Raw genomic sequence first — 19,170 nt, 5'->3', positions numbered from 1 at the left:
ACTTGCCGGCCGTGGGTGTGCGCAGGGCCCGGCGGGTGTCCGCCGGGCCCTGCGAGGTGGTGCTTCAGGCGGTGCGGTACGCGTGGAGGATGGTCTGCGTGACCGTGTTGCCTGCCGTGTCCTTGGCCTTCAGGCGCAGCGAGACGAAGCCGGGCCGCTTCGGGTGGCTGACGAAGGCCGTACCCCAGAACACGGGCACCTTGATCCACGTCCGGCCGTCGTCGAACGAGGCCTCGGCGGCCAGTTCGCGGCATGACGTGGACGCGGTCGCGACGTGCCGGTCCAGCACCACCGGGACGGCCAGGGTGCGGCCCGCCCGTGCGGTGTTGGTGTCGTCGAGCAGTGGCGTCGGCCGGGCCGTGGTCAGCGGGAACCGCTCCGGCGCGGAGGTGTGCGCCGAGGTGAAGGTCCACACGACGGAGACCGAGGTGGACAGGGTGTCGGGCGCGCCGCGGGTGACGGTCGCCTCCAGCCGGTAGGCCGCCTTCGCGGCGGGGACCGTGAACTCCGCGTACGCGCCGTCGGCCGTGCCGATCTCCTTGCCGTTGCGCGACAGCCGCAGGTGGACCTGCAGGTCGTCACGGCCGACGGGGCGTCCGTCGGCGTCGGCGAACATGCCGGGCTGGACGGTGATGAGGTCGCCTTCCCGGCCCGCGTACCCCGTCGGCGACCACTCGGGCGCGCCGAGCACCGTCGGTGCGAACGGGCCCGCGTTCCAGGTCTGGTGGTACACCTTGCCCGGCTGGTAGGTCGACTCCTGCGTGGTGGAGTTCGCGCCCTCGACGAACGTCGTCGTCCAGATCAGGCCCCCGTCGGTGTTGTAGTACTCGGTGGCGCGCAACGGCAGGTCGACCGGTGTGCTGGAGCCGATCGGGCCGGGGCCGCCGACAGCCGCCGCGCGGTGGAAGCGCATCGCGGTCGCGTCGGCCGACTGGCTGCGGTAGACGGCCTTGACGGTGGCCAGGTTCGCAGGGGACAGCTTGCGGGTCAGGCCGGTGAACATGTCGCCCTTGCTCACATACGCGAGGTCGTACGTGTACGGGCTGTTACGGAACGTTCCGTCCTTGCCGGGGCGGCCGAGGCCGATGCCCAGCGTGACGGCGAACTCCGGCGCGGCCACGGCGGGACCGATCCGGCCGAAGAAGACGTCGCCGAACGAGACCCCGCTGAGCTGCACACCCGGGTAGCGCAGGCCGTCGTCCCAGTTGGCGCTGATGTTGACGGCCATCGGGGCGGCGTCGCGCTGCGGCACGGTCAACGCGACCGGCTTGGCCGTACGCGCGTCGAGCGTCTCCGTGACATGCCCGCGCACGTCCAGCAGCGGCTGCACGAGCAGCGTGGACACGGTGCCCTCATGGATGGTGCTGTAGAGCGCGTACCGGCCCTTGGGCAGCCGCATCGTGCCGCCGCCCGGCGTGCCGGTCAGGGTGGTGAACTCGCCGGTGGTCAGGTTCGCCGCGACGGTCTCGTAGTCCGTGGCGGGCTTGCCGTCGCGCCCGGAGTGGGGGAGCTTGACGTCGTAGCTCTCGATCTCCTTGTCGAGCGCGAAGACCGTGCGTACGAGCAGGTCACCGGCCCCGGTCGCGGTGATCGCGCCCTGGTAGACGCCGTCGGGGGTGTCGACGCGGGTGTCCACGGTGACCGTCGCCTCGGCGCGGCCACCGGCCGGCACGACCAGGGTGGCCGGGCTGACGGTCAGCATGCCCGCGGGGGCCGGGGCGACGCCCAGCGTCAGTGTGACGGGTGTGGTGCCCGCGTTGCGGTAGCCGATGACCTGCGTGAACGGGGTGTCGTCGGCGTGCGGCCAGCGCTGCACCGGGAAGTCGATCGAGCCGAGCTCGGCGAAGACCGGCTGGGCGACCGCGCGGCCGATGTCGACCCGGCCCGCGCCGACCTCGTAGAGGGTGTTCTCGCCGCCGGGCTTGGCCGCGTTCATCAGTGCGGCCTTGAGCTGCGGGCCGGTCCAGTCGGGGTGCTGCCCGGCGAGGATCGCGGCGGAGCCGACCACGTGCGGGGTCGCCATCGAGGTGCCCGCCATGGGCTGGTAGCCGCCGCCGGGGGCGGCCGCGACGATGTCGACGCCGGGCGCGCTGATGTCGGGCTTGATGTGGTTGTCGAACAGGCGCGGGCCCTTGCTGGAGAAGTACGCCCGCTGGTCGTCGGCGTCGACCGCGCCGACGGCGAGCGCCTCGTCCACGGTGGCCGGGGAGGAGACCGACTTCGGCTTGCCCTCGTTGCCCGCGGCGACGACGAACAGGGTGCCGTAGCGGCGGCTGAGGTCCTGGACGGCGGTCTCCAGCGGGTCGAGGCCCGGCCGGTCGGTGTCGCCGAGGCTCACGTTGACGACCTTGGCCTGCGCGGCGGCCCACTCCATGCCCGCGATGACGTCGGAGTCCTGGCACTCGGTGGTCGCGCAGACCTTGCCGACGACCAGTTTCGCGCCGGGCGCGACCCCGCGGTACGCGCCGCCGGAGGCGGCTCCGGTGCCCGCGATCGTCGACGCCACGTGGGTGCCGTGGCCGACGTCGTCGGACGGGTCGTTCCCGCCGGTGAAGTCCCGGACGGCGGCGAGCTGCCCGGCGAAGTCGGGGTGCGTGGCGTCGATGCCGGTGTCGAGCACACCGACCGTGACGCCCTTGCCGTCGAATCCGGCCTGCCAGGCCGCGGGCGCGCCGATCTGGGGCACGCTGTGGTCCAGGGAGATCCGGCGCTTGCCGTCCAGCCAGATGCGGGTGACCCCGGCGGTCAGCGTGCGCTGCGAGGCGGTGCCGCTGGTCAGCGACGACCAGAGGTCCGCCCGGTCGTTCACGTTCGCGCGTACGGCGAGCGCGTCGGCGGCGGGCAGGTCGGCCCGCACCCGCGCGTCGCCGCCGGTGACGGCCGTACGCGCCCGCGCGGAGCTGTCCGCCGGGTACGCGACCAGCAGCGGCAGCTCGGCGGCGCGGTCGTCGTAGCCGAAGCCGCCGAGCGCGGTCAGGTCGAACAGTCGCCGGTCGAGCCGTCCGGCGCGCAGCAGCGGCATCGCGTCGGTGGGGACGACGAACTGGTGGCCGTCCTCGCGGCTGCTCACGAACCGCATCGTGGCCCGGCCGGGGCCACGCTGGATGTCCAGGCCGCCGCTCGCGTCCACGATCACGCGGTCACCGGTGATCAGGGTGAAGGCTCCGGGCGTACCGGAGACGGGTGTTTCCGGCCCGGGCTTGCCCACCGGGCCCGACGCGGTCGCCGGTTGCGCCGCCAGGGCGGCCGCGACCAGGGCGGTCGCCACCGCTCCGGCCGTGAGTGCGTGTCGTTGCCGTCGTCGCACATCGTCCTCTCCGCCACCGGGTGTCTCCCGTGACGGCACGTTGACGTCCGGGCGCGTACACCGGTTGATCACGTGGGTGTGACGGCGGACACATTGCCGCCCCGCGCCGGTCGGCCGCTGCGGTGGGCGGGGTTGCATCGCCGGGTGACCACGCGACGAGGGGGCACGGGCAGGGCGGACGACGCCGAGGACTTCGACGCCTTCTACGCCGCCTGCGCGGGACGGGTCGTGGGGCACGTGTACGCGATGACCGGCAACCGCAGCGAGGCCGAGGACGCGGTCGCCGAGGCGTTCACCCGGGCCTGGCAGCGCTGGCCGCAGGTCCGCGACGCGGACAGCCCGGAGGCGTGGGTGCGCCGGGTCGCCACCCGCATCGCGGTGAGCACCTGGCGCAAGGCGTTCAACCGGGTACGTGCGCACCGTCGCGCCGCCGTAGACACCACCGTGCCCGGCCTCACCGAGGACCACGTCGCGCTGCTGCAGGCGCTGCAGCGGCTGAGCGCGTCCGAACGCCGCGCCGTCGTGTTGCACCACCTGAACGACATGAGCGTCGCCGACGTGGCGGCCGAGATGGGCAAGCCCGTCGGGACCGTCAAGTCGTACCTTGCCCGTGGCCGCAGAGCGATGGCCCCGATGCTCACCGAGGCGCACCCGGAGGAGGCCTCCCATGGCTGAGCTGCACGACGACCTCACGTCCATCGCCGCCGGGGTCCAGCGGGTCACCCAGCTCCCCGCCGCCCGTGAGCTGCGCGAACGCGGCGACCGCCGCCTGCGCCGCCGTGCCGCCGTCACCGGTGCCGGGCTGGTGGTGCTGGTCGCGGCCGTCGGCGCCGGGCTGCTGCAGCTACGTGACACCCCGGCCGGCCCGGCGGTCGGCGCGCCGTCGGCGGCGGCCTCCTCGGTGACGACCTCGGCGGGGCCTCAGGACGTGCTCGCCGGACGGCGGCAGGTCAGGATCGCGGTGCCGAGCATGCCCGGGGCCGTCCTGGCGATCGGCCCCGGCGACGACCGGGTACGGGCGACGGCGGAGCCCGTCGGCGATCCCCTCTGGGTGCTGCGCCCCGAGGGCGATCGGTTCCGGATCGAGCTGGCCGTGCCGCGCGAGGGTGGACGGCTGTGCATGACCGTCGTGCACGACGCCGCGCCCGGCAGCGTACGGGGCCGGGCCTGCGACCCCGCGTCCCAGGAGCAGCTGTTCACGATCGAGCCGGTCGCCGACGGGACCTGGTCCCTGTTCCAGGGCAGGCGCTACGTCCAGGTCGTCGACGGCCCCGACACCCTGGTCCCCGACCTGCCCGAGAACCTGACCACGACGTACACGTTCGAGGACCGCGGCCCGAGCTGACCGGCCTGACCCGTCACCGGGCGGCGGTGTCGGCGCGGACCTCGCGGGTGGCGGTCAGCAGGGCGTCGGCGGCGCGGCCGAAGTAGTCGAACAGCACTGCCAGCTCCTCCGGGCGATACCCCTGGAAGACCTCGCCGAGCCGCTGGCGGGCCGGTCCGACGATGGTGTCCACATCGAGTTGCGGCACCGGCTCGACCAGGACGCGCCGCCGGTCGGCGGGGTCGGCGACGCGGCGTACGTGCCCGGCGCGTTCCAGGCGGTCGATGAGCCGGGTCGTCGCGCCCGTGGTCAGGCCGGTGCGCTCGGCCAGCTCGCCCGAGGTCAGCCGCCCGGCGAGGTTCAGCGTGCTGAGCGCGGCCCAGTCGGTGGGGTGCATGCCCGCCGCGTCGGCCGCCGCCTGCGCGTGCGCGGTCATCGCGTCGAGGTAGCGCCGGAAGACCTGGTGCGCTCCCGGCGGCAGCCCGGTGGGCGGCGTGGCGTCGGCCATGGCGTGACGGCTCCCTCTGCGCTAATCTCTGCATGCGTGCAGAGTTTGCACTGACTCAGATACTGTGTACCCGGAGCCATGCTAGGCCCGGCCGACCAGGGAGGACCACGTGAACTACCCCGACCGCACCGCAGACCTGGCCGCGATCGAACAGCTCATGGCCGCGATCGCCCAGGCCTGGGACGTCGCCGACGCCGACGCGTTCGGCCGCGCCTTCACCGCCGACGCCAGCTATGTGACCTTCGTCGGCACTCTCTACCGGGGCCGCGCGGACATCACCGAGAGCCACCGCGCCCTGTTCCGGGCGTTCACCAAGGGCACCCGGCTGGCCGGCGAGACGATCACGACCACGTTCCTGGGCCCGGACACCGCGGTGGTCGTCGGGCGCGGTGCCACCTACAAGGGCAACCGGCGGCCCGCGCTGTCGAAGATCGTGACCTACACGCTGGTACGCGAACCCGACGGCTGGCGGGTCGCCGCCTTCCACAACACCGGCCGCCGCTCGCTGATGGAGGCGATGCAGTTCCGCTTCGCGCCGGGCACCCGGCCCGCCGTCCGCTGACGGCGAAACGACGGTTGACAGCCGCCACGGCGGGTACCCGGCCGAAAACGACAGTCGACGAGGAAGGCTCCCATGACACAGACCGAATGGGCCGCGGACAGCCGCGCCGCCGGGCAGGTCGTCGTCGCGACCTACGACACGTACGCCGAGGCGGAGCGGGCGGTCGACCACCTGTCCGACAACGGGTTCCCGGTCGAGCGCACCGCGATCGCGGGTCGGGGACTCAGCCTGGTCGAGCAGGTCACCGGCCGGTTGACGATGTGGCGTGCCGCCGCCCACGGCGCGGTGAGCGGAGCCCTGCTGGGCGCGCTGTTCGCCTGGCTGTTCGGCTTCTTCAACTGGGTCACCCCGCTGATCTCGCTGCTGCTGCTCATCGTCTACGGCGCGGGTTTCGGCGCGCTCGCGGGCGGCCTGTTCGGCATGGCCGGGCACGCGCTGACCGGTGGCCGCCGCGACTTCTCCTCGGTGTCGGCGATGCAGGCCGACCGTTACCAGATCATGGTCGACGCGGCCTCCGCCGACGAGGCGCTGCGCCTGCTCGACGAGGGCGGCATCGCCGGCCGGGCCTGACCGCTTCCGTACGTGCGGGGCGGCACGAGGTTCCCGCCGGTCGGGGGAGCCGCGAGCCGCCCCGCAGGTCGCGCAGGCGGTAGTCGTTTTCGCAAAGCGCCGCCGCCGGTGCTCGCCCGGCGGCGTCGCGGCCCGTCAGGACTCGACGAGCGGGGTGTCGACCAGGTGCTCGGCGAGGAACCAGGCCTGCAGCTCGCCGGTGCGGATCACATCGGAGACGAGCAGATCGTTGGTGCCGTCGTCGCCCATCTCGTCGGCCCGCTTGGCGGCGTCGTGCGCGGCGATCAGGATCGTCTCGTGCGCCTCCAGCAGGCGGGAGATCATCGCGGGGACCTCCTCGACGCCGTCCGGCGGCCGGGGGATGGTGGTGATCTCCGCGACGTGGCGCGGGTCGCCGACGGCCACCCCGCCCAGGGTCTGCACCCGCTCGGCGATGGTGTCGATGAGTTCCAGCTGCTCGCCCGCGTGCTTGTCCAGCAGCAGGTGCAGCTGGTAGAACGTCGGGCCGCGCATCAGCCAGTGGTGCTTCTTGTAAAGGTTGTACAGGATCTGCGAGTCGGCCAGGCACTGGTTGAGCCGCTCGCACGAGTACATCCGGGCGTCGTGCGACAGGCCCACCGGCAGTTGGCGTACGGTGCCGAACTCCTGGATCTGGACCCCCGACTGGTGCAGCATGGGCTGGCTGCCGCGGGTCGCGGCGGCCTTGGCGGGCGACTTGGTGGGCATGGAGCTTCCTCTCGTTCCGGCCGCGCCACGGGATCCCGGCGCAGGCTCACGACCAGCGGAAATGCCGCCCCGATGGGTACGCGGCACGCCGTGGCCAGTCTTTCAGGAGCGGCCCGTGCCAGGCTGCCGGTTGCCGAAGTCCGGTGCCACGGCGCTGCCCTGAGAGCGGAATTTCGGCGATGCGGAGCGCCTGCCGACGCGCGCGGCGTAAGGATGTCGGCATGGCGGCGAAGTATGAGCAGGGCACTCCGAGCTGGGTGGACCTGGGCAGCACCGACCTCGACGGCTCGGTGGCGTTCTACGGTGGGCTGTTCGGCTGGACCGACGAGGGCATGGGACCCGACGCGGGCGACTACCGGCTGTTCCGCAAGGACGGCAGGCAGGTCGCCGGTCTCGGCCCCGCCACCGACGTCGGCCGGGGCAGCTCGTGGACGACCTACTTCGCCACCCGCGACGCCGACGACACCATGGCGAAGGTCGCCGAGCACGGCGGCACCGTGCTCGTGCCGCCGATGGACGTGATGGGCCAGGGCCGGATGGCGGTGTTCACCGACCCCGAGGGCGCGTTCTTCTCCGCGTGGCAGCCGCTGGAGTTCGACGGCTTCGAACTGGCCGACGAGCCCGGCAGCGTGACCTGGACCGAGCTGATGACCTCCGACCTCGACGCGGCCAAGGTCTTCTACCGCGAGGTCTTCGGGGTGGGCATGCGCGACGTGTCCATGGCCGCGGGCGTGACCTACACGCTGCTGGAGGCCGAGGGCCGGGCGGTGGCGGGCGCGATGCCCATCGACGCCGCGTGGGGGCCGATGCCGTCGCACTGGTCGGTCTACTTCGCGGTGGACGACTGCGACGCCGCGTACGCCCAGGCCCTGGCACTGGGCGCGATCATGGTCATGCCGCCGGAAGACTCGCCCGCCGGACGGTTCGCGATCCTGAAGGACCCGCAGGGCGCCACCTTCTCGATCATCAAGAGCGATCCGGATTTCTCCCGCTGAGACCGTCCCGCGTGACCCGGGGCATCGAGCGCGATGGTGGTTATCGTTTCGTCATGGCCGTGCCGAGACTGTCCGTCGTCATCCCGATGTACAACGAGGAGGCGGTGCTGCCCCTGCTCGTGAGCAGGTTGCGCCCGGTGCTCGACGGGCTGGGCCGGACCTACGAGGTGGTCGCCGTCGATGACGGCAGCCGCGACGCGACCGCCGCCATGGTGACCCTGATGCGGGCGAAGTGGCCCGAGCTGCGGCTGGTCCGGCTGCGCCGCAACAGCGGGCACCAGGCGGCGCTGACCGCGGGCCTGCACCGCTCGCGCGGCGACCACGTCGTCACCATCGACGCCGACCTGCAGGACCCGCCCGAGGTCATCGCCGAGATGCTGGGCCTGGCCGAGGCCCAGCACCTGGACATCGTGTACGGCGTCCGCGGCGACCGGGCCAGCGACACCCTGTTCAAGCGGGCCACGGCCGACCTCTACTACCGGCTGATGCGCCGCATCGTCGGCAACCGGATGCCGCCCGGCGCCGGTGACTTCCGGCTGCTCAGCCGGGCCATGGTGGACGCGCTGCGGCAACTGCCCGAGCAGGCGCCCGTCTACCGGCTGCTGGTGCCGTGGCTGGGCTTCCCCAGCGGCCAGGTCGTCTACACGCGCGAGAAGCGGGCCGCGGGAGTCAGCAAGTACCCGCTGGCCAAAATGATCAACCTGACCGTCGACAGTGTCATCAGCTTCACCGCGGCCCCGCTGCGGCTGGGCATCTGGCTGGGCGCGATCGGAGCGCTGGCCTGCGCCATCGCCGCCGTGAAGGTGCTCGTGGCGTACTTCCAGGGCGCGGTCGTGCCCGGCTGGACCTCGCTGTCGCTGGTGGTGCTGTTCCTCGGCGCGAGCCAACTCATCTGCCTCGGCCTGCTCGGGGAGTACGTGGGTCGGATCTACCACGGCATCCAGGCCCGGCCGGGATACTTCGTCGGCGAGGACTCGCTGACCGAGGCCGGACCGGAGCCCGACTTCCCCGACGAGCCGGTGCGCCCCCGGCGGCCCGACGCGCGACTGCGCCGACCTGGCTGACGCGATGTCCACTCCCGATTCGCCTGGGACACTTGGCAAATCCAACTGTTAGGACTCTTGACTGAAGTGCCGCTCCCGCGTGAAGGTTCGCATGGACGAACGATGGGAGTGCATATGCTCAGAACACTGCTCCGCCCGGGTATCGCCGGGGCGGTCGCCCTGGCCCTGGGCGCCGGCTTCCTGGCAGCTCCGGCCACCGCGGCCGGCGGCGCCCCCAAGCCGGACGCGCCGAAGAAGGTGATCTCCGCCTACTTCACCAACTGGTCCGTCTACGGGCGGGGTTACTTCGTCAAGGACATCCCCGCCGACAAGCTGAACGTCATCCAGTACGCCTTCGGCGTGCCGACGTTCAACCAGGCCACCGGTGCCGTCGGCTGCGACGTGCTCGACCCGTGGGCCGACTACCAGCAGGTCTACTGGGGCCCGGAGAACACCGTGGACGGTGTCGCCGACACCTACCCCGGCCAGAACGTCTACGGAAACTTCAACCAGCTGCGCAAGCTCAAGGCGGCCAACCCGCACCTGAGGATCGAGATCTCGCTCGGCGGCTGGACGAAGTCGACCTGGTTCTCGAGCGTCGCCAAGACCGCCGAGCGCCGCCAGGCGTTCGTGTCGGCCTGCATCGACACCTTCATCAAGGGCAACCTGCCGACCGGCGGCTGGCCCGAGGACGCGGGCGGCATCGGCGTCGCGAAGGGCATCTTCGACGGCATCGACCTGGACTGGGAGTACCCGACGGCCAAGGCCGACAGCAACGTCGACTACGGCCCGGAGGACCGGCACAACGCGACGCTGCTGGCCCAGGAGTTCCGCCGCCAGCTCGACGTGCAGGGCCGCGCCGACGGCAAGCACTACCTGCTGACCGCGGCACTGCCCGCGGCCAAGAGCTCCACCAAGTACTACGAGCTGCGCGAGTTCACGAAGTCGATGGACTGGGTCAACATCATGACCTACGACTACAACGTGTCCGGCGGTTCCGTGGCGGGTCCGAGCACCCTGTTCACCCGCGACCCGCGCGACCCCGAGGCCGACGACTGGACCTGGAACACCGTCGGCACGGTGGGCTACTACCTCGCCCAGGGGGTGCCCGCCAGCAAGATCGTCGTGGGCGTGCCCTTCTACGGCGTGCAGTACATCCGCAACGCCGACGGGCTCTACAAGGCGTTCGACAACACCGGCATGAACCCCGACTCGCTGGTCTGGGACTCCAAGCCGCAGCCGTCGTACCACGACCTGGTGGACGTGTCGGGCGTGCTGACCCCGGCAGGCGCCACCACCGGCGGCTGGACCCGCAAGTGGAACGTGTTCGCCGGTGAGCCGTACCTGTGGAACCCGGCGGCCGAGCACGTGCTCACCACCGGCACCGTCACCGCCCCGACCACGATCGTCTACACCGATCCGAAGTCGCTCGCCGAGCGCACCGCGCTGATCAAGCTGCTCGGCCTGCGCGGCGCGATGGCCTGGGAGCTCAGCCAGGACTCCGACGACAACGCGCTCATCAACGCGCTGAACCCGGTGCTGCGCTAGATCACCGCGAGGTCGGCGTGGCCGTACTGTCGGCCGCGCCGACCTCGTCGCCTCCGCGCGAGCGGGGGTGCTGGCGCTGGTCGCCGGGCCGTAATCAGGCGGGAACCGGGCGGCGGGCGAAAACCGCTGGTCGGCAGGGGAGGTCGGCGGCATATCCTGGGGCCCGTCATGACATCGCAGTCCGAGTCCGCGCCGCTCCGCAACAGGCCGCCCCGCAACCCCAGCCAGCTCACCGAGCTGCGTAAACGCGTCGACGAGCTGACGGCGCAGGATCGCCGCAGGCTCGGCAGGCGCCTCGACGGCGTACGCCGGACCAAGCCCGGAGCGGCGCTGGACGCCGCTGTGGCGCAGATCACCGCGGCCGTCGTTACCGCCGAGGAGAAGCTCGCCCTGCGGGCTGCCGGGGTGCCGACCGTCACCTACCCGGCCGAGCTGCCGGTCAGCCAGAAGCGCGACGACATCGCCGACGCGATCCGCGACCACCAGGTCGTGATCGTCGCGGGCGAGACGGGCTCCGGCAAGACCACCCAGATCCCCAAGATCTGCCTCGAACTCGGCCGCGGGCTGCGGGGGCTGATCGGCCACACCCAGCCGCGCCGGCTGGCCGCCCGGACCGTCGCCGAGCGCATCGCCGAGGAGCTGGACACCCCGCTCGGCGGCGTCGTGGGGTGGAAGGTCCGGTTCACCGACCACGTCGGCGACCAGACGATGATCAAGCTGATGACCGACGGCATCCTGCTGGCCGAGATCCAGCACGACCGGACACTCTCGATGTACGACACGCTGATCATCGACGAGGCGCACGAGCGCAGCCTCAACATCGACTTCATCCTCGGCTACCTCAAGCAGCTCCTGCCCAGGCGGCCCGACCTCAAGGTGATCATCACCTCGGCGACCATCGACCCGGAGCGCTTCGCGGCGCACTTCGCCACGGCCGTCGTCGGCGGCGAGGCGAAACCCGCCCCGATCGTCGAGGTCTCCGGCCGGACGTACCCGGTCGAGGTCCGCTACCGGCCGCTCGTCGTCGAGGGCGACGAGGAGGACGGCGACTCCGAGCGCGACCAGATCCAGGCCATCTCCGACGCCGTGGACGAGCTGGCCGGCGAGGCTCCGGGCGACGTGCTGGTGTTCCTCAGCGGCGAGCGGGAGATCCGCGACACCGCCGACATGCTGCGCAAACGCAACCTGCGGCACACCGAGATCCTGCCGCTGTACGCCCGGCTGTCCACCGCCGAGCAGCACAAGGTCTTCCAGCAGCACACCGGGCGGCGCATCGTGCTCGCCACCAACGTCGCCGAGACGTCGCTGACCGTGCCGGGCATCAAGTACGTGGTCGACCCGGGCACGGCCCGCATCTCCCGCTACAGCAACCGGCTCAAGGTGCAGCGGCTGCCCATCGAGGCGGTGTCGCAGGCGTCGGCCAACCAGCGCAAGGGCCGCTGCGGACGGCTCTCGGACGGCATCGCGATCCGGTTGTACGAGGAGGCGGACTTCCTCGGCAGGCCGGAGTTCACCGAGCCGGAGATCCTGCGTACCAACCTGGCCTCGGTCATCCTGCAGATGATCTCGCTGGGACTCGGCGACATCGCCGCGTTCCCGTTCATCGACCCGCCGGACCGCCGCAACATCGCCGACGGCCTGGACCTGCTGCACGAGCTGGGCGCGCTGGAGGCCCCGGTGCGCGGCGAGCCGGGCAAGCTCACCCCGCTCGGCCGCAAGCTGGCCCAGCTGCCCGTCGACCCGCGGCTGGGCCGGATGGTCCTGGAGGCCGACCGCAACGGCTGCCTGCGCGAGGTGCTGATCATCACGGCGGCGCTGTCCATCCAGGACCCGCGCGAGCGCCCCGCCGACAAGCAGCAGGCGGCGGGGGAGAAGCACGCCCGGTTCGCGGACAAGGACTCCGACTTCACCGCGTTCCTCAACCTCTGGAACTGGATCAAGGAGCAGCAGCAGGAGCTGTCCTCGAACCAGTTCCGGCGCACCTGCAAGACCGACTTCCTGCACTACCTGCGTATCCGCGAGTGGCAGGACCTGGAGTCGCAGCTGCGCCAGGTCGTCAAGGGCATGGGCTTCACGCTCAACACCGTGCCCGCCGACGCGCAGCGTTTGCACCAGTCCCTGCTGGCGGGCCTGCTGTCGCACATCGGCATGCACGACCCGGAGAAGCGCGACTTCATCGGCGCCCGCAACGCGCGGTTCTCGCTGTTCCCCGGCTCGTCGCTGTTCAAGAAGTCGCCGAAGTGGGTCATGGCGGCCGAGCTGGTCGAGACGTCCCGGCTGTGGGGCCGCATCGCCGCGAAGATCGAGCCCGAGTGGGCCGAGTCGCTGGCCGAGCACCTGGTCAAGCGGCAGTACAGCGAGCCGCACTGGGAGAAGAAGCAGGCCGCCGTCCTGGCGTACGAGAAGGTGACGCTCTACGGCATCCCCATCGTGGCCAAGCGCAAAGTCAACTTCGGCCGCATCGACCCGGCGCTGTCCCGCGAGCTGTTCATCCGGCACGCCCTGGTCGACGGCGACTGGGAGACCCACCACGAGTTCTTCCACGCCAACCGCGACCTGCTGGCCGAGGTCGAAGAGCTGGAGCATCGGGTACGCCGCCGCGACATCCTCGTCGACGACGGCACCCTGTTCGACTTCTACGATGAGCGGCTGCCCGCCGACATCGTCTCCGGCCGCCACTTCGACAGCTGGTGGAAGAAAGCCCGGCACGAGACCCCCGACCTGCTGAGCTTCGAGAAGTCGATGCTGGTCAACGAGGCGGCGGGCGGCGTCGACGAGGACGACTACCCCGACGTGTGGCAGCAGGGCGAGTTCGAGCTGCCGCTGACCTACCAGTTCGAGCCGGGCACCAACGCCGACGGCGTCACGGTGCACATCCCGCTGCCGCTGCTCAACCAGATCACCCCGGCCGGATTCGACTGGCAGATCCCCGGTGTACGCGAAGAGCTGGCCGTGGCGCTCGTACGCTCGCTGCCCAAGGCGGTCCGCCGCAACTTCGTGCCCGTGCCCGACTACGTCAAGGAAGCCCTCGCCGGGCAGAAGCCGGACGGGCAGCCGCTGCTGGCGCTGCTGGAGCGGCAGCTGCGTGCGATGACCGGCGTGGTGGTGGCCCGCGAGGCCTGGGAGCCGGACAAGGTGCCCGACCACCTGCGGATGACCTTCCGGGTCGAGGACGAGCAGGGCAAGACCCTCGCCGAGGGCAAGGACCTGGCCGAACTCAAACGCCGGCTACGGGACAAGGCGCAGGCCGCGGTCGCCGCGGCGGCCGACGACATGGAGCAGCACGGGCTGCGGACGTGGACCATCGGCCCGCTCGCGAAGGTCGTCGAACGCCAGCGCGGCACGTTCGGGGGTGGCTCAGTCGCCGTCAAGGGCTATCCGGCGCTCGTCGACGAGGGCGACAGCGTCGGGGTCGGCGTCTTCGACAGCCCCGGCGAGCAGTGGAACGCGATGTGGCGCGGCACCCGGCGGCTGGTGCTGCTCGGCGCGCCGCCGCCGCTCAAGTCGCTCCAGGGGCGGCTGTCCAACCAGGCGAAACTGGCGCTGAGCCGCAACCCGCACGGCAGCGTCGGCAAGCTGCTGGAGGACGTCGTCACCTCCGCCGTCGACAAGGCCATCATCGAGGCGGGCGGCCCGGCCTGGGACGCCGACGCGTTCGCGGCCCTGGTGGCCAAGGCGCGGGCCGACATGCCCGACACGATGTACGAGATCCTGCAGCAGCTCGACCCGATCCTGTCGCTGGCGTACGACATCGACCGGCAGCTCAAGTCGATCACCAACGTGCTGCTGGTGCGGTCGGTGGCCGACATCCGGGCCCAGCTCACCGGGCTGGTCTACCCCGGCTTCGTGGCCGCGACCGGACTGCGCAAGCTGCCCGACCTGGTGCGCTACCTGCGGGCGGTCGAGCAGCGGCTGGCCAAACTGCCCGAGTCGCCGCAGCGCGACCGGGAACGGCTGCTGCTGATCGAGGACGTACAGCAGGAGTACACCGACGCCCGCGCCGCGATCCGGCCCGGCGCACCCGGCTGGGACACCCTGACCGAGGTCCGCTGGATGATCGAGGAGCTGCGCGTCAGCTACTTCGCCCAGTCACTGGGCACCCCGTATCCGGTTTCCGACAAGCGCATCTACCGGGCGCTGGCGACCCTGCCCGCCTGAGGCACCCGACGGCGACGGCCCCACACCCTCAGGGTGTGGGGCCGTCGCCGTCGTGAGGTCAGTCCCGCTCCAGCTTGAAGGTCTGCTGGTCGGCGGGCGCGGTGAGCATCACCGTCGACTCCTCGGGCAGCGGCGGCGGCACCGGGCTCTGCGGGGCGCTCGGGGCCTGCGGCGTGGCAGCCTGCGGCGGGGCCGAACGCTGCGGCGGGACCGGGGGCTGGGCCGCCGCCGGGGCGGTCCGCGCCGGGGCAGGCGGCTGTGGTGCGGCCTGCGCGGGCACCGTGGCCTGCGTGGACGCTGCGGACGGCGACGGCACCGTGGGCTGGGCGGCGGGCTGGGCCGCCGCGGCCGCGACAGCCGACTCGGCCGCCGGGGTGCGGCGCGGCAGCGGGGGCGCTTCGCCGGGCGGGGTCGCGGCCACGGGTGCAGCCTTCTTCCGGGCCGCCTTCGGCGGTGCGGCCTGCGGCGGCGCGACCGGGGCGGGCGGCACGTTCACCGTCGGGATGCCCTGCGGCGTGGCGCGCGGGTAGTGCAGCGACGGCGCAGGAACGTCCGGCAGGCCGGTGTAGCCCTGCTCGCCCGGCACGCTGGTGAACGCGCGGGTCTGGTCCGCGGGCATCGGCGGGCGGCCCTGCTGGAGCGGGTACGCCGCCAGCGCGACGGTCTCGTCGGCCAGCCGCTCGTGCTTGCGCCAGCGGCGCGGGCTGACCACGGTGGCCAGCAGCGGCACCGCCAGCACCAGGCCCAGGCCGGACTGGCCGACCGCGCCGCCCATGTGCACGTCGAGCATGGCGAACGTGTGCGCATAGGACTGCGACCAGCCCGCCGCCCACACGCTCGTGCCGAGCAGGCCCAACCCGGCCAGGAACGGGCCGATCGGGGACAGCCGCACCATGGTGAGGACCGCGTAGAGCGCGCTTGCCAGCAGCAGCGCACCCGCTGCGACGGCGGCGTCGAGCGCCGCGGACGGCGCTCCGCCGGACGCCCACATCGTCTGGAAGGCGCTGAGCCCGCTGCCTGTCAGCAGAAAGATCGCCGGGGCGAAGACGAGCGCGAGCAGAAACGATCCAATGTGGCGCATCCATGCCTCCGGGGTCAGACCTTGGTTGGCGCGCTCCAGGATGGCGTATCGACGCCGCTCGCGTCTGCCGGGGTCCGCAAGTCCGCGAATCCGCTGAACGAGTCGCGGTCTGCCAGCGTGTTCTCGTACGGGTCGGCCGGCGGGGCCAGCATCTCCGGCCAGCTCGGCTCGGCTGCCGGGCGCGGCCAGCTCCGCCAGCGCTGCGGGCTCGCCACGGCGATCACCATCATCGCGCCGATCAGCCCCAGCACCCCGGTCGACACCGGGCTCAGCGGCACGACGAGGGTGCCGCCGACCTGCACCAGGTCAGGCAGCAGCTGCCTGGCGGTCTCGGGTCGGGCGATCAGCAGCCCGGTCGCGCCCAGGTAGCTCAGTGCCATGAACAGCGGCCCCGCGGGCGAGACTCGCAGGGTGCCGATCAGGCCGAGCACCAGGCCGACGGCGGCGAACAGCGCCAGGCCCAGCCAGAGCGGATGATGCCCGCCGACCTGCCCGGCGTCGAACAGGACCGCCTGTCCGTAGGCGACGACGATCCAGGCCACGGGCGTGAGCGCAATTCCGGCGAGAAGGCTCCATACATGACGCATGTGGCGCTACCTTACTGAAAACCTGCCGTGCGTCAACCGTTCGGCGGAGGGGCGTACGGTGAACGGCGTGATCGACACTCCGCCGCCCGGCCATCCGACCGCGTTCTCGCGGGTCACGTTGAGCCGCATCATGACGAACCAGGACGTCAACCTGTACGGCACCGTGCACGGTGGCGTGATCATGAAGTTCGTGGACGACGCGGCGGGCGCGGCCGCGGCCCGGCACTGCGGTTTCAACGCCGTCACCGTCGCCATCGACGAGATCACGCTCATGGTGCCGGTGAAGGTCGGCGACCTGGTGCACGCCAAGGCGCAGGTCAACTGGACCGGCAAGACCTCGGTGGAGATCGGCGTGACGGTGTTCGCCGAGCGGTGGAACGAGGCCGACCGCGAGCCCGTGAACGTCGCCACCGCGTACCTCGTGTTCGTCGGGGTCGACGCCGAGGGCAACCCGCGCGCGGTGCCGCCGGTCGTGCCGGAGAGCCCGCAGGACGTACGCCGCTTCCACGAGGCGGAGATCCGCCGCGAGCACCGCCTCGCCCGCCGCCAGGCCATCGACCGGCACCGCGCCGACGGGGCCTGACGCCGCCCGGCGCTGACGCGTCGCGGTGATGGCGGTCCGGCCCATGGGCGGGCCGCTGCCGGTGTGCCCGGACCCAGCGCGGGGACGCCGGGCCAGGTCGGAGAATGATCCGTCGCGCCATGCGGCAGGATGCGAACAGCAAACGCTGGCGAGCACGTGGCACCCGGTCGCGATCCTGGCGACCATCAAGCACGCTGCCAGCGGAAACGACGGTGTTTCGCGGGAGAGGATCATGATGACCGAAGCGCTGTGGACCCCACCGGCCGACATCAGGCAGCACTCCCGCATCGGCGACTACCTGGGCTGGCTGGAGCGCGAGCGCGGGCTCACCTTCGACGACTACGCCGGGCTGTGGCGCTGGAGCACCACCGACCTGCCCGGATTCTGGTCCTCCATCTGGGACTACTTCGAGGTCATCGCACATGACCAGCCCACCGGGGTGTTGCCCGACGCCACCATGCCGGGCGCGGACTGGTTCCCCGGCGCGACGCTCAACTACGCCGAGCACGTGCTGCGGATGCCGGGCGTCGGCGACGACGAGCCGATGGTGCTGGGCTACTCGCAGACCCGCGAACCGGTCATCCTCACCGCCGCGCAGCTGCGCGAGCAGGTCCGCCGGGCACGGGCCGGGCTGCGCCGGCTCGGCGTCGGCGAGGGCGACCGGGTCGCGGCATACCTGCCGAACATCCCGGAGACCGTGGTGCTGATGCTGGCCACGGCGAGCCTCGGGGCGATCTTCTCGTCCTGCGCGCCCGAGTTCGGCACCCGCAGCGTCACCGACCGCTGGCAGCAGATCTCCCCGAAGGTGCTGGTCGCCGTCGACGGCTACCGCTACGGCGAGAAGCTCATCGACCGGCAGGGCGAGGTCGCGGCCATCCAGGCGGCGCTGCCGTCGCTGGCCCACACCGTGCTGCTGCCGTACACCCAGGGCGTCGTCGGCCTCGGTGAGCTGGCCGCCGATACCGACGAGCCGCTGGAGTTCACCCCGGTCCCGTTCGCCCAGCCGCTGTACGTCCTCTACTCCTCCGGCACCACCGGCCTGCCCAAGCCGATCGTGCACGGCCACGGCGGCATCCTGCTGGAGCACCTGAAGATGCTCGCCCTGCACCACGACCTGGGGCCCGGCGACCGCTACTTCTGGTTCTCCACCACCGGCTGGATGATGTGGAACTACCTGGTCTCCGGCCCGGCCGTCGGCGCGGCGATCGTGCTGTTCGACGGCAACCCGGCCGCCCCCGACCTGGGCGCGCTGTGGCGGCTGGCCGAGCAGGCGGGCATGACCTACTTCGGCACCTCCGCGCCGTACCTGCTGGCCTGCCGCAAGGAGGGCGTCGTGCCGCGCGAGATCGCCGACCTGTCCCAGCTGCGCGGCCTGGGCTCGACGGGAGCGCCGCTGCCGCCCGAGGGCTACGTCTGGGTGTACGCGAACGTCAAGCCCGACCTGCTGCTCATCTCGCTGTCCGGCGGCACCGACGTGTGCACCGGCTTCGTCGGCGGCACCCCGCTCAACCCGGTCTACCCCGGTGAGATCTCGGCCCGCGCGCTCGGCGCGAAGGTCGAGGCGTACGACCCGACCGGCCACCCGCTCGACAACGCCCTCGGCGAGCTGGTCATCAGCGCGCCGATGCCGAGCATGCCGGTCGCCTTCTGGGGCGACACCGACGGCTCGCGCTACCGCGAGGCGTACTTCGACGTCTTCCCCGGCGTCTGGCGGCACGGCGACTGGATCACCGTCACCGACCGGGGGACCTGCGTCATCACCGGCCGCTCCGACGCGACCCTGAACCGCGGCGGCGTACGCCTGGGCACGGCCGAGTTCTACTCGGTCGTCGAGGGCATGGCCGAGGTCGCCGACTCGGTCGTCGTGCACCTGGAGGACGACGAGGGCGGCGCGGGCGAGCTGCTGCTGTTCGTGGTGCTCCAGCCCGGTCTCGACCTCGACGACGCGCTCAAGTCGAAGATCGCCCGCGAGCTGCGCACCGCGCTGTCCCCACGCCACATCCCCGACGTGATCCACCAGGTCGCAGCCGTCCCGCGCACCCTGTCCGGCAAGAAGCTGGAGGTCCCCGTCAAGCGCATCCTCACCGGCACTCCGGTCGAGTCCGCCGCCGCCAAGGGCGCCCTGGCCAACCCCGAATCCCTGCTGGCCTTCGAACACCTCGCCAAGTCCCGCTGACC

At 72.0% G+C, this 19,170-nt stretch carries 15 protein-coding genes; 10 read left to right on the top strand and 5 right to left on the bottom strand.

The window, feature by feature from the left end:
* Positions 1–64: 64 nt before the first annotated feature.
* Positions 65–3,268 carry a S8 family peptidase gene (locus HAV40_RS20425; RefSeq protein WP_166383598.1) on the bottom strand — a complete coding sequence of 1,068 codons (3,204 nt, stop codon included), beginning with the start codon at positions 3,266–3,268 and terminating at the stop codon, positions 65–67.
* Between the two features lie 183 nt (positions 3,269–3,451).
* On the opposite strand from HAV40_RS20425, the gene HAV40_RS20420 reads away from it, so the two are divergent.
* Positions 3,452–3,982 (top strand): RNA polymerase sigma factor, encoded by a 531-nt coding sequence (locus HAV40_RS20420; RefSeq protein WP_166383596.1) that lies wholly within the window; start codon positions 3,452–3,454, stop codon positions 3,980–3,982.
* Positions 3,975–4,652, top strand: a complete 678-nt coding sequence (locus tag HAV40_RS20415) for a hypothetical protein (RefSeq protein ID WP_166383594.1) — start codon at positions 3,975–3,977, stop codon at positions 4,650–4,652. The genes HAV40_RS20420 and HAV40_RS20415 overlap by 8 nt, the downstream gene beginning before the upstream one ends.
* 13 nt (positions 4,653–4,665) lie before the next feature.
* Here HAV40_RS20415 and HAV40_RS20410 read toward each other — a convergent pair whose 3' ends face one another.
* Positions 4,666–5,139, bottom strand: coding sequence for a MarR family winged helix-turn-helix transcriptional regulator (locus HAV40_RS20410; protein WP_166383592.1), 474 nt, complete (start codon positions 5,137–5,139; stop codon positions 4,666–4,668).
* Positions 5,140–5,248: 109 nt separating this feature from the next.
* Between HAV40_RS20410 and HAV40_RS20405 the strand changes: the two genes are divergently transcribed.
* Positions 5,249–5,701: an SgcJ/EcaC family oxidoreductase gene (locus tag HAV40_RS20405; protein ID WP_166383590.1), complete on the top strand. Its 453-nt coding sequence runs from the start codon at positions 5,249–5,251 to the stop codon at positions 5,699–5,701.
* 72 nt (positions 5,702–5,773) lie between these two features.
* The gene (locus HAV40_RS20400; RefSeq protein WP_166383588.1) at positions 5,774–6,271 is read left to right on the top strand and encodes a YflT domain-containing protein; all 498 of its coding nucleotides are present in this window, start codon (positions 5,774–5,776) and stop codon (positions 6,269–6,271) included.
* 135 nt (positions 6,272–6,406) lie between these two features.
* Here HAV40_RS20400 and HAV40_RS20395 read toward each other — a convergent pair whose 3' ends face one another.
* Positions 6,407–6,997 (bottom strand): Dps family protein, encoded by a 591-nt coding sequence (locus tag HAV40_RS20395; protein WP_166383586.1) that lies wholly within the window; start codon positions 6,995–6,997, stop codon positions 6,407–6,409.
* A 221-nt stretch (positions 6,998–7,218) separates the two neighbouring features.
* Between HAV40_RS20395 and HAV40_RS20390 the strand changes: the two genes are divergently transcribed.
* From HAV40_RS20390 to hrpA, 4 genes are all read left to right on the top strand, one after another.
* Positions 7,219–7,992 carry a VOC family protein gene (locus tag HAV40_RS20390; protein WP_166383584.1) on the top strand — a complete coding sequence of 258 codons (774 nt, stop codon included), beginning with the start codon at positions 7,219–7,221 and terminating at the stop codon, positions 7,990–7,992.
* Positions 7,993–8,045: 53 nt separating this feature from the next.
* Positions 8,046–9,056, top strand: coding sequence for a glycosyltransferase family 2 protein (locus HAV40_RS20385; RefSeq protein ID WP_166383582.1), 1,011 nt, complete (start codon positions 8,046–8,048; stop codon positions 9,054–9,056).
* 114 nt (positions 9,057–9,170) lie between these two features.
* Positions 9,171–10,583, top strand: a complete 1,413-nt coding sequence (locus HAV40_RS20380; RefSeq protein ID WP_166383580.1) for a glycoside hydrolase family 18 protein — start codon at positions 9,171–9,173, stop codon at positions 10,581–10,583.
* Between the two features lie 168 nt (positions 10,584–10,751).
* Complete coding sequence (gene hrpA, locus HAV40_RS20375; RefSeq protein WP_166383578.1) at positions 10,752–14,741, top strand: ATP-dependent RNA helicase HrpA; 3,990 nt, start codon at positions 10,752–10,754, stop codon at positions 14,739–14,741.
* Between the two features lie 58 nt (positions 14,742–14,799).
* Here the strand turns inward: hrpA and HAV40_RS20370 are convergent, their stop codons facing one another.
* Together HAV40_RS20370 and HAV40_RS20365 are read right to left on the bottom strand one after the other, a co-directional pair.
* Entirely contained in the window at positions 14,800–15,822 is a 1,023-nt protein-coding gene (locus HAV40_RS20370; RefSeq protein WP_166383576.1) for a hypothetical protein, read from the bottom strand.
* A gap of 14 nt (positions 15,823–15,836) precedes the next feature.
* Positions 15,837–16,364 carry a hypothetical protein gene (locus HAV40_RS20365; RefSeq protein ID WP_166383574.1) on the bottom strand — a complete coding sequence of 176 codons (528 nt, stop codon included), beginning with the start codon at positions 16,362–16,364 and terminating at the stop codon, positions 15,837–15,839.
* A 175-nt stretch (positions 16,365–16,539) separates the two neighbouring features.
* Between HAV40_RS20365 and HAV40_RS20360 the strand changes: the two genes are divergently transcribed.
* Both HAV40_RS20360 and HAV40_RS20355 read left to right on the top strand, forming a co-directional pair.
* A complete protein-coding gene (locus tag HAV40_RS20360; protein WP_239086006.1) occupies positions 16,540–16,992 on the top strand; it encodes an acyl-CoA thioesterase in 453 nt (150 codons plus the stop codon).
* 235 nt (positions 16,993–17,227) lie between these two features.
* Positions 17,228–19,168, top strand: a complete 1,941-nt coding sequence (locus HAV40_RS20355; RefSeq protein WP_166383707.1) for an acetoacetate--CoA ligase — start codon at positions 17,228–17,230, stop codon at positions 19,166–19,168.
* Positions 19,169–19,170: the final 2 nt, after the last annotated feature.

It is taken from the genome of Catellatospora methionotrophica (assembly GCF_011297335.1).
Lineage (GTDB): Bacteria > Actinomycetota > Actinomycetes > Mycobacteriales > Micromonosporaceae > Catellatospora > Catellatospora methionotrophica.
The sequence above is the reverse complement of the archived record's forward strand: the minus strand, read 5'-3'. Positions and strand labels throughout refer to the sequence as shown.

Excerpts from the sequence above, each read along its gene's own strand:
- HAV40_RS20385 (WP_166383582.1), top strand. The coding sequence starts at position 8,046 with ATGGCCGTGCCGAGACTGTCCGTCGTCATCCCGATGTACAACGAGGAG.
- HAV40_RS20370 (WP_166383576.1), bottom strand. The coding sequence starts at position 15,822 with ATGCGCCACATTGGATCGTTTCTGCTCGCGCTCGTCTTCGCCCCGGCG.
- HAV40_RS20410 (WP_166383592.1), bottom strand. The coding sequence starts at position 5,139 with ATGGCCGACGCCACGCCGCCCACCGGGCTGCCGCCGGGAGCGCACCAG.
- HAV40_RS20390 (WP_166383584.1), top strand. The coding sequence starts at position 7,219 with ATGGCGGCGAAGTATGAGCAGGGCACTCCGAGCTGGGTGGACCTGGGC.
- HAV40_RS20395 (WP_166383586.1), bottom strand. The coding sequence starts at position 6,997 with ATGCCCACCAAGTCGCCCGCCAAGGCCGCCGCGACCCGCGGCAGCCAG.
- HAV40_RS20355 (WP_166383707.1), top strand. The coding sequence starts at position 17,228 with ATGACCGAAGCGCTGTGGACCCCACCGGCCGACATCAGGCAGCACTCC.
- hrpA (WP_166383578.1), top strand. The coding sequence starts at position 10,752 with ATGACATCGCAGTCCGAGTCCGCGCCGCTCCGCAACAGGCCGCCCCGC.
- HAV40_RS20380 (WP_166383580.1), top strand. The coding sequence starts at position 9,171 with ATGCTCAGAACACTGCTCCGCCCGGGTATCGCCGGGGCGGTCGCCCTG.
- HAV40_RS20400 (WP_166383588.1), top strand. The coding sequence starts at position 5,774 with ATGACACAGACCGAATGGGCCGCGGACAGCCGCGCCGCCGGGCAGGTC.
- HAV40_RS20360 (WP_239086006.1), top strand. The coding sequence starts at position 16,540 with ATGACGAACCAGGACGTCAACCTGTACGGCACCGTGCACGGTGGCGTG.
- HAV40_RS20415 (WP_166383594.1), top strand. The coding sequence starts at position 3,975 with ATGGCTGAGCTGCACGACGACCTCACGTCCATCGCCGCCGGGGTCCAG.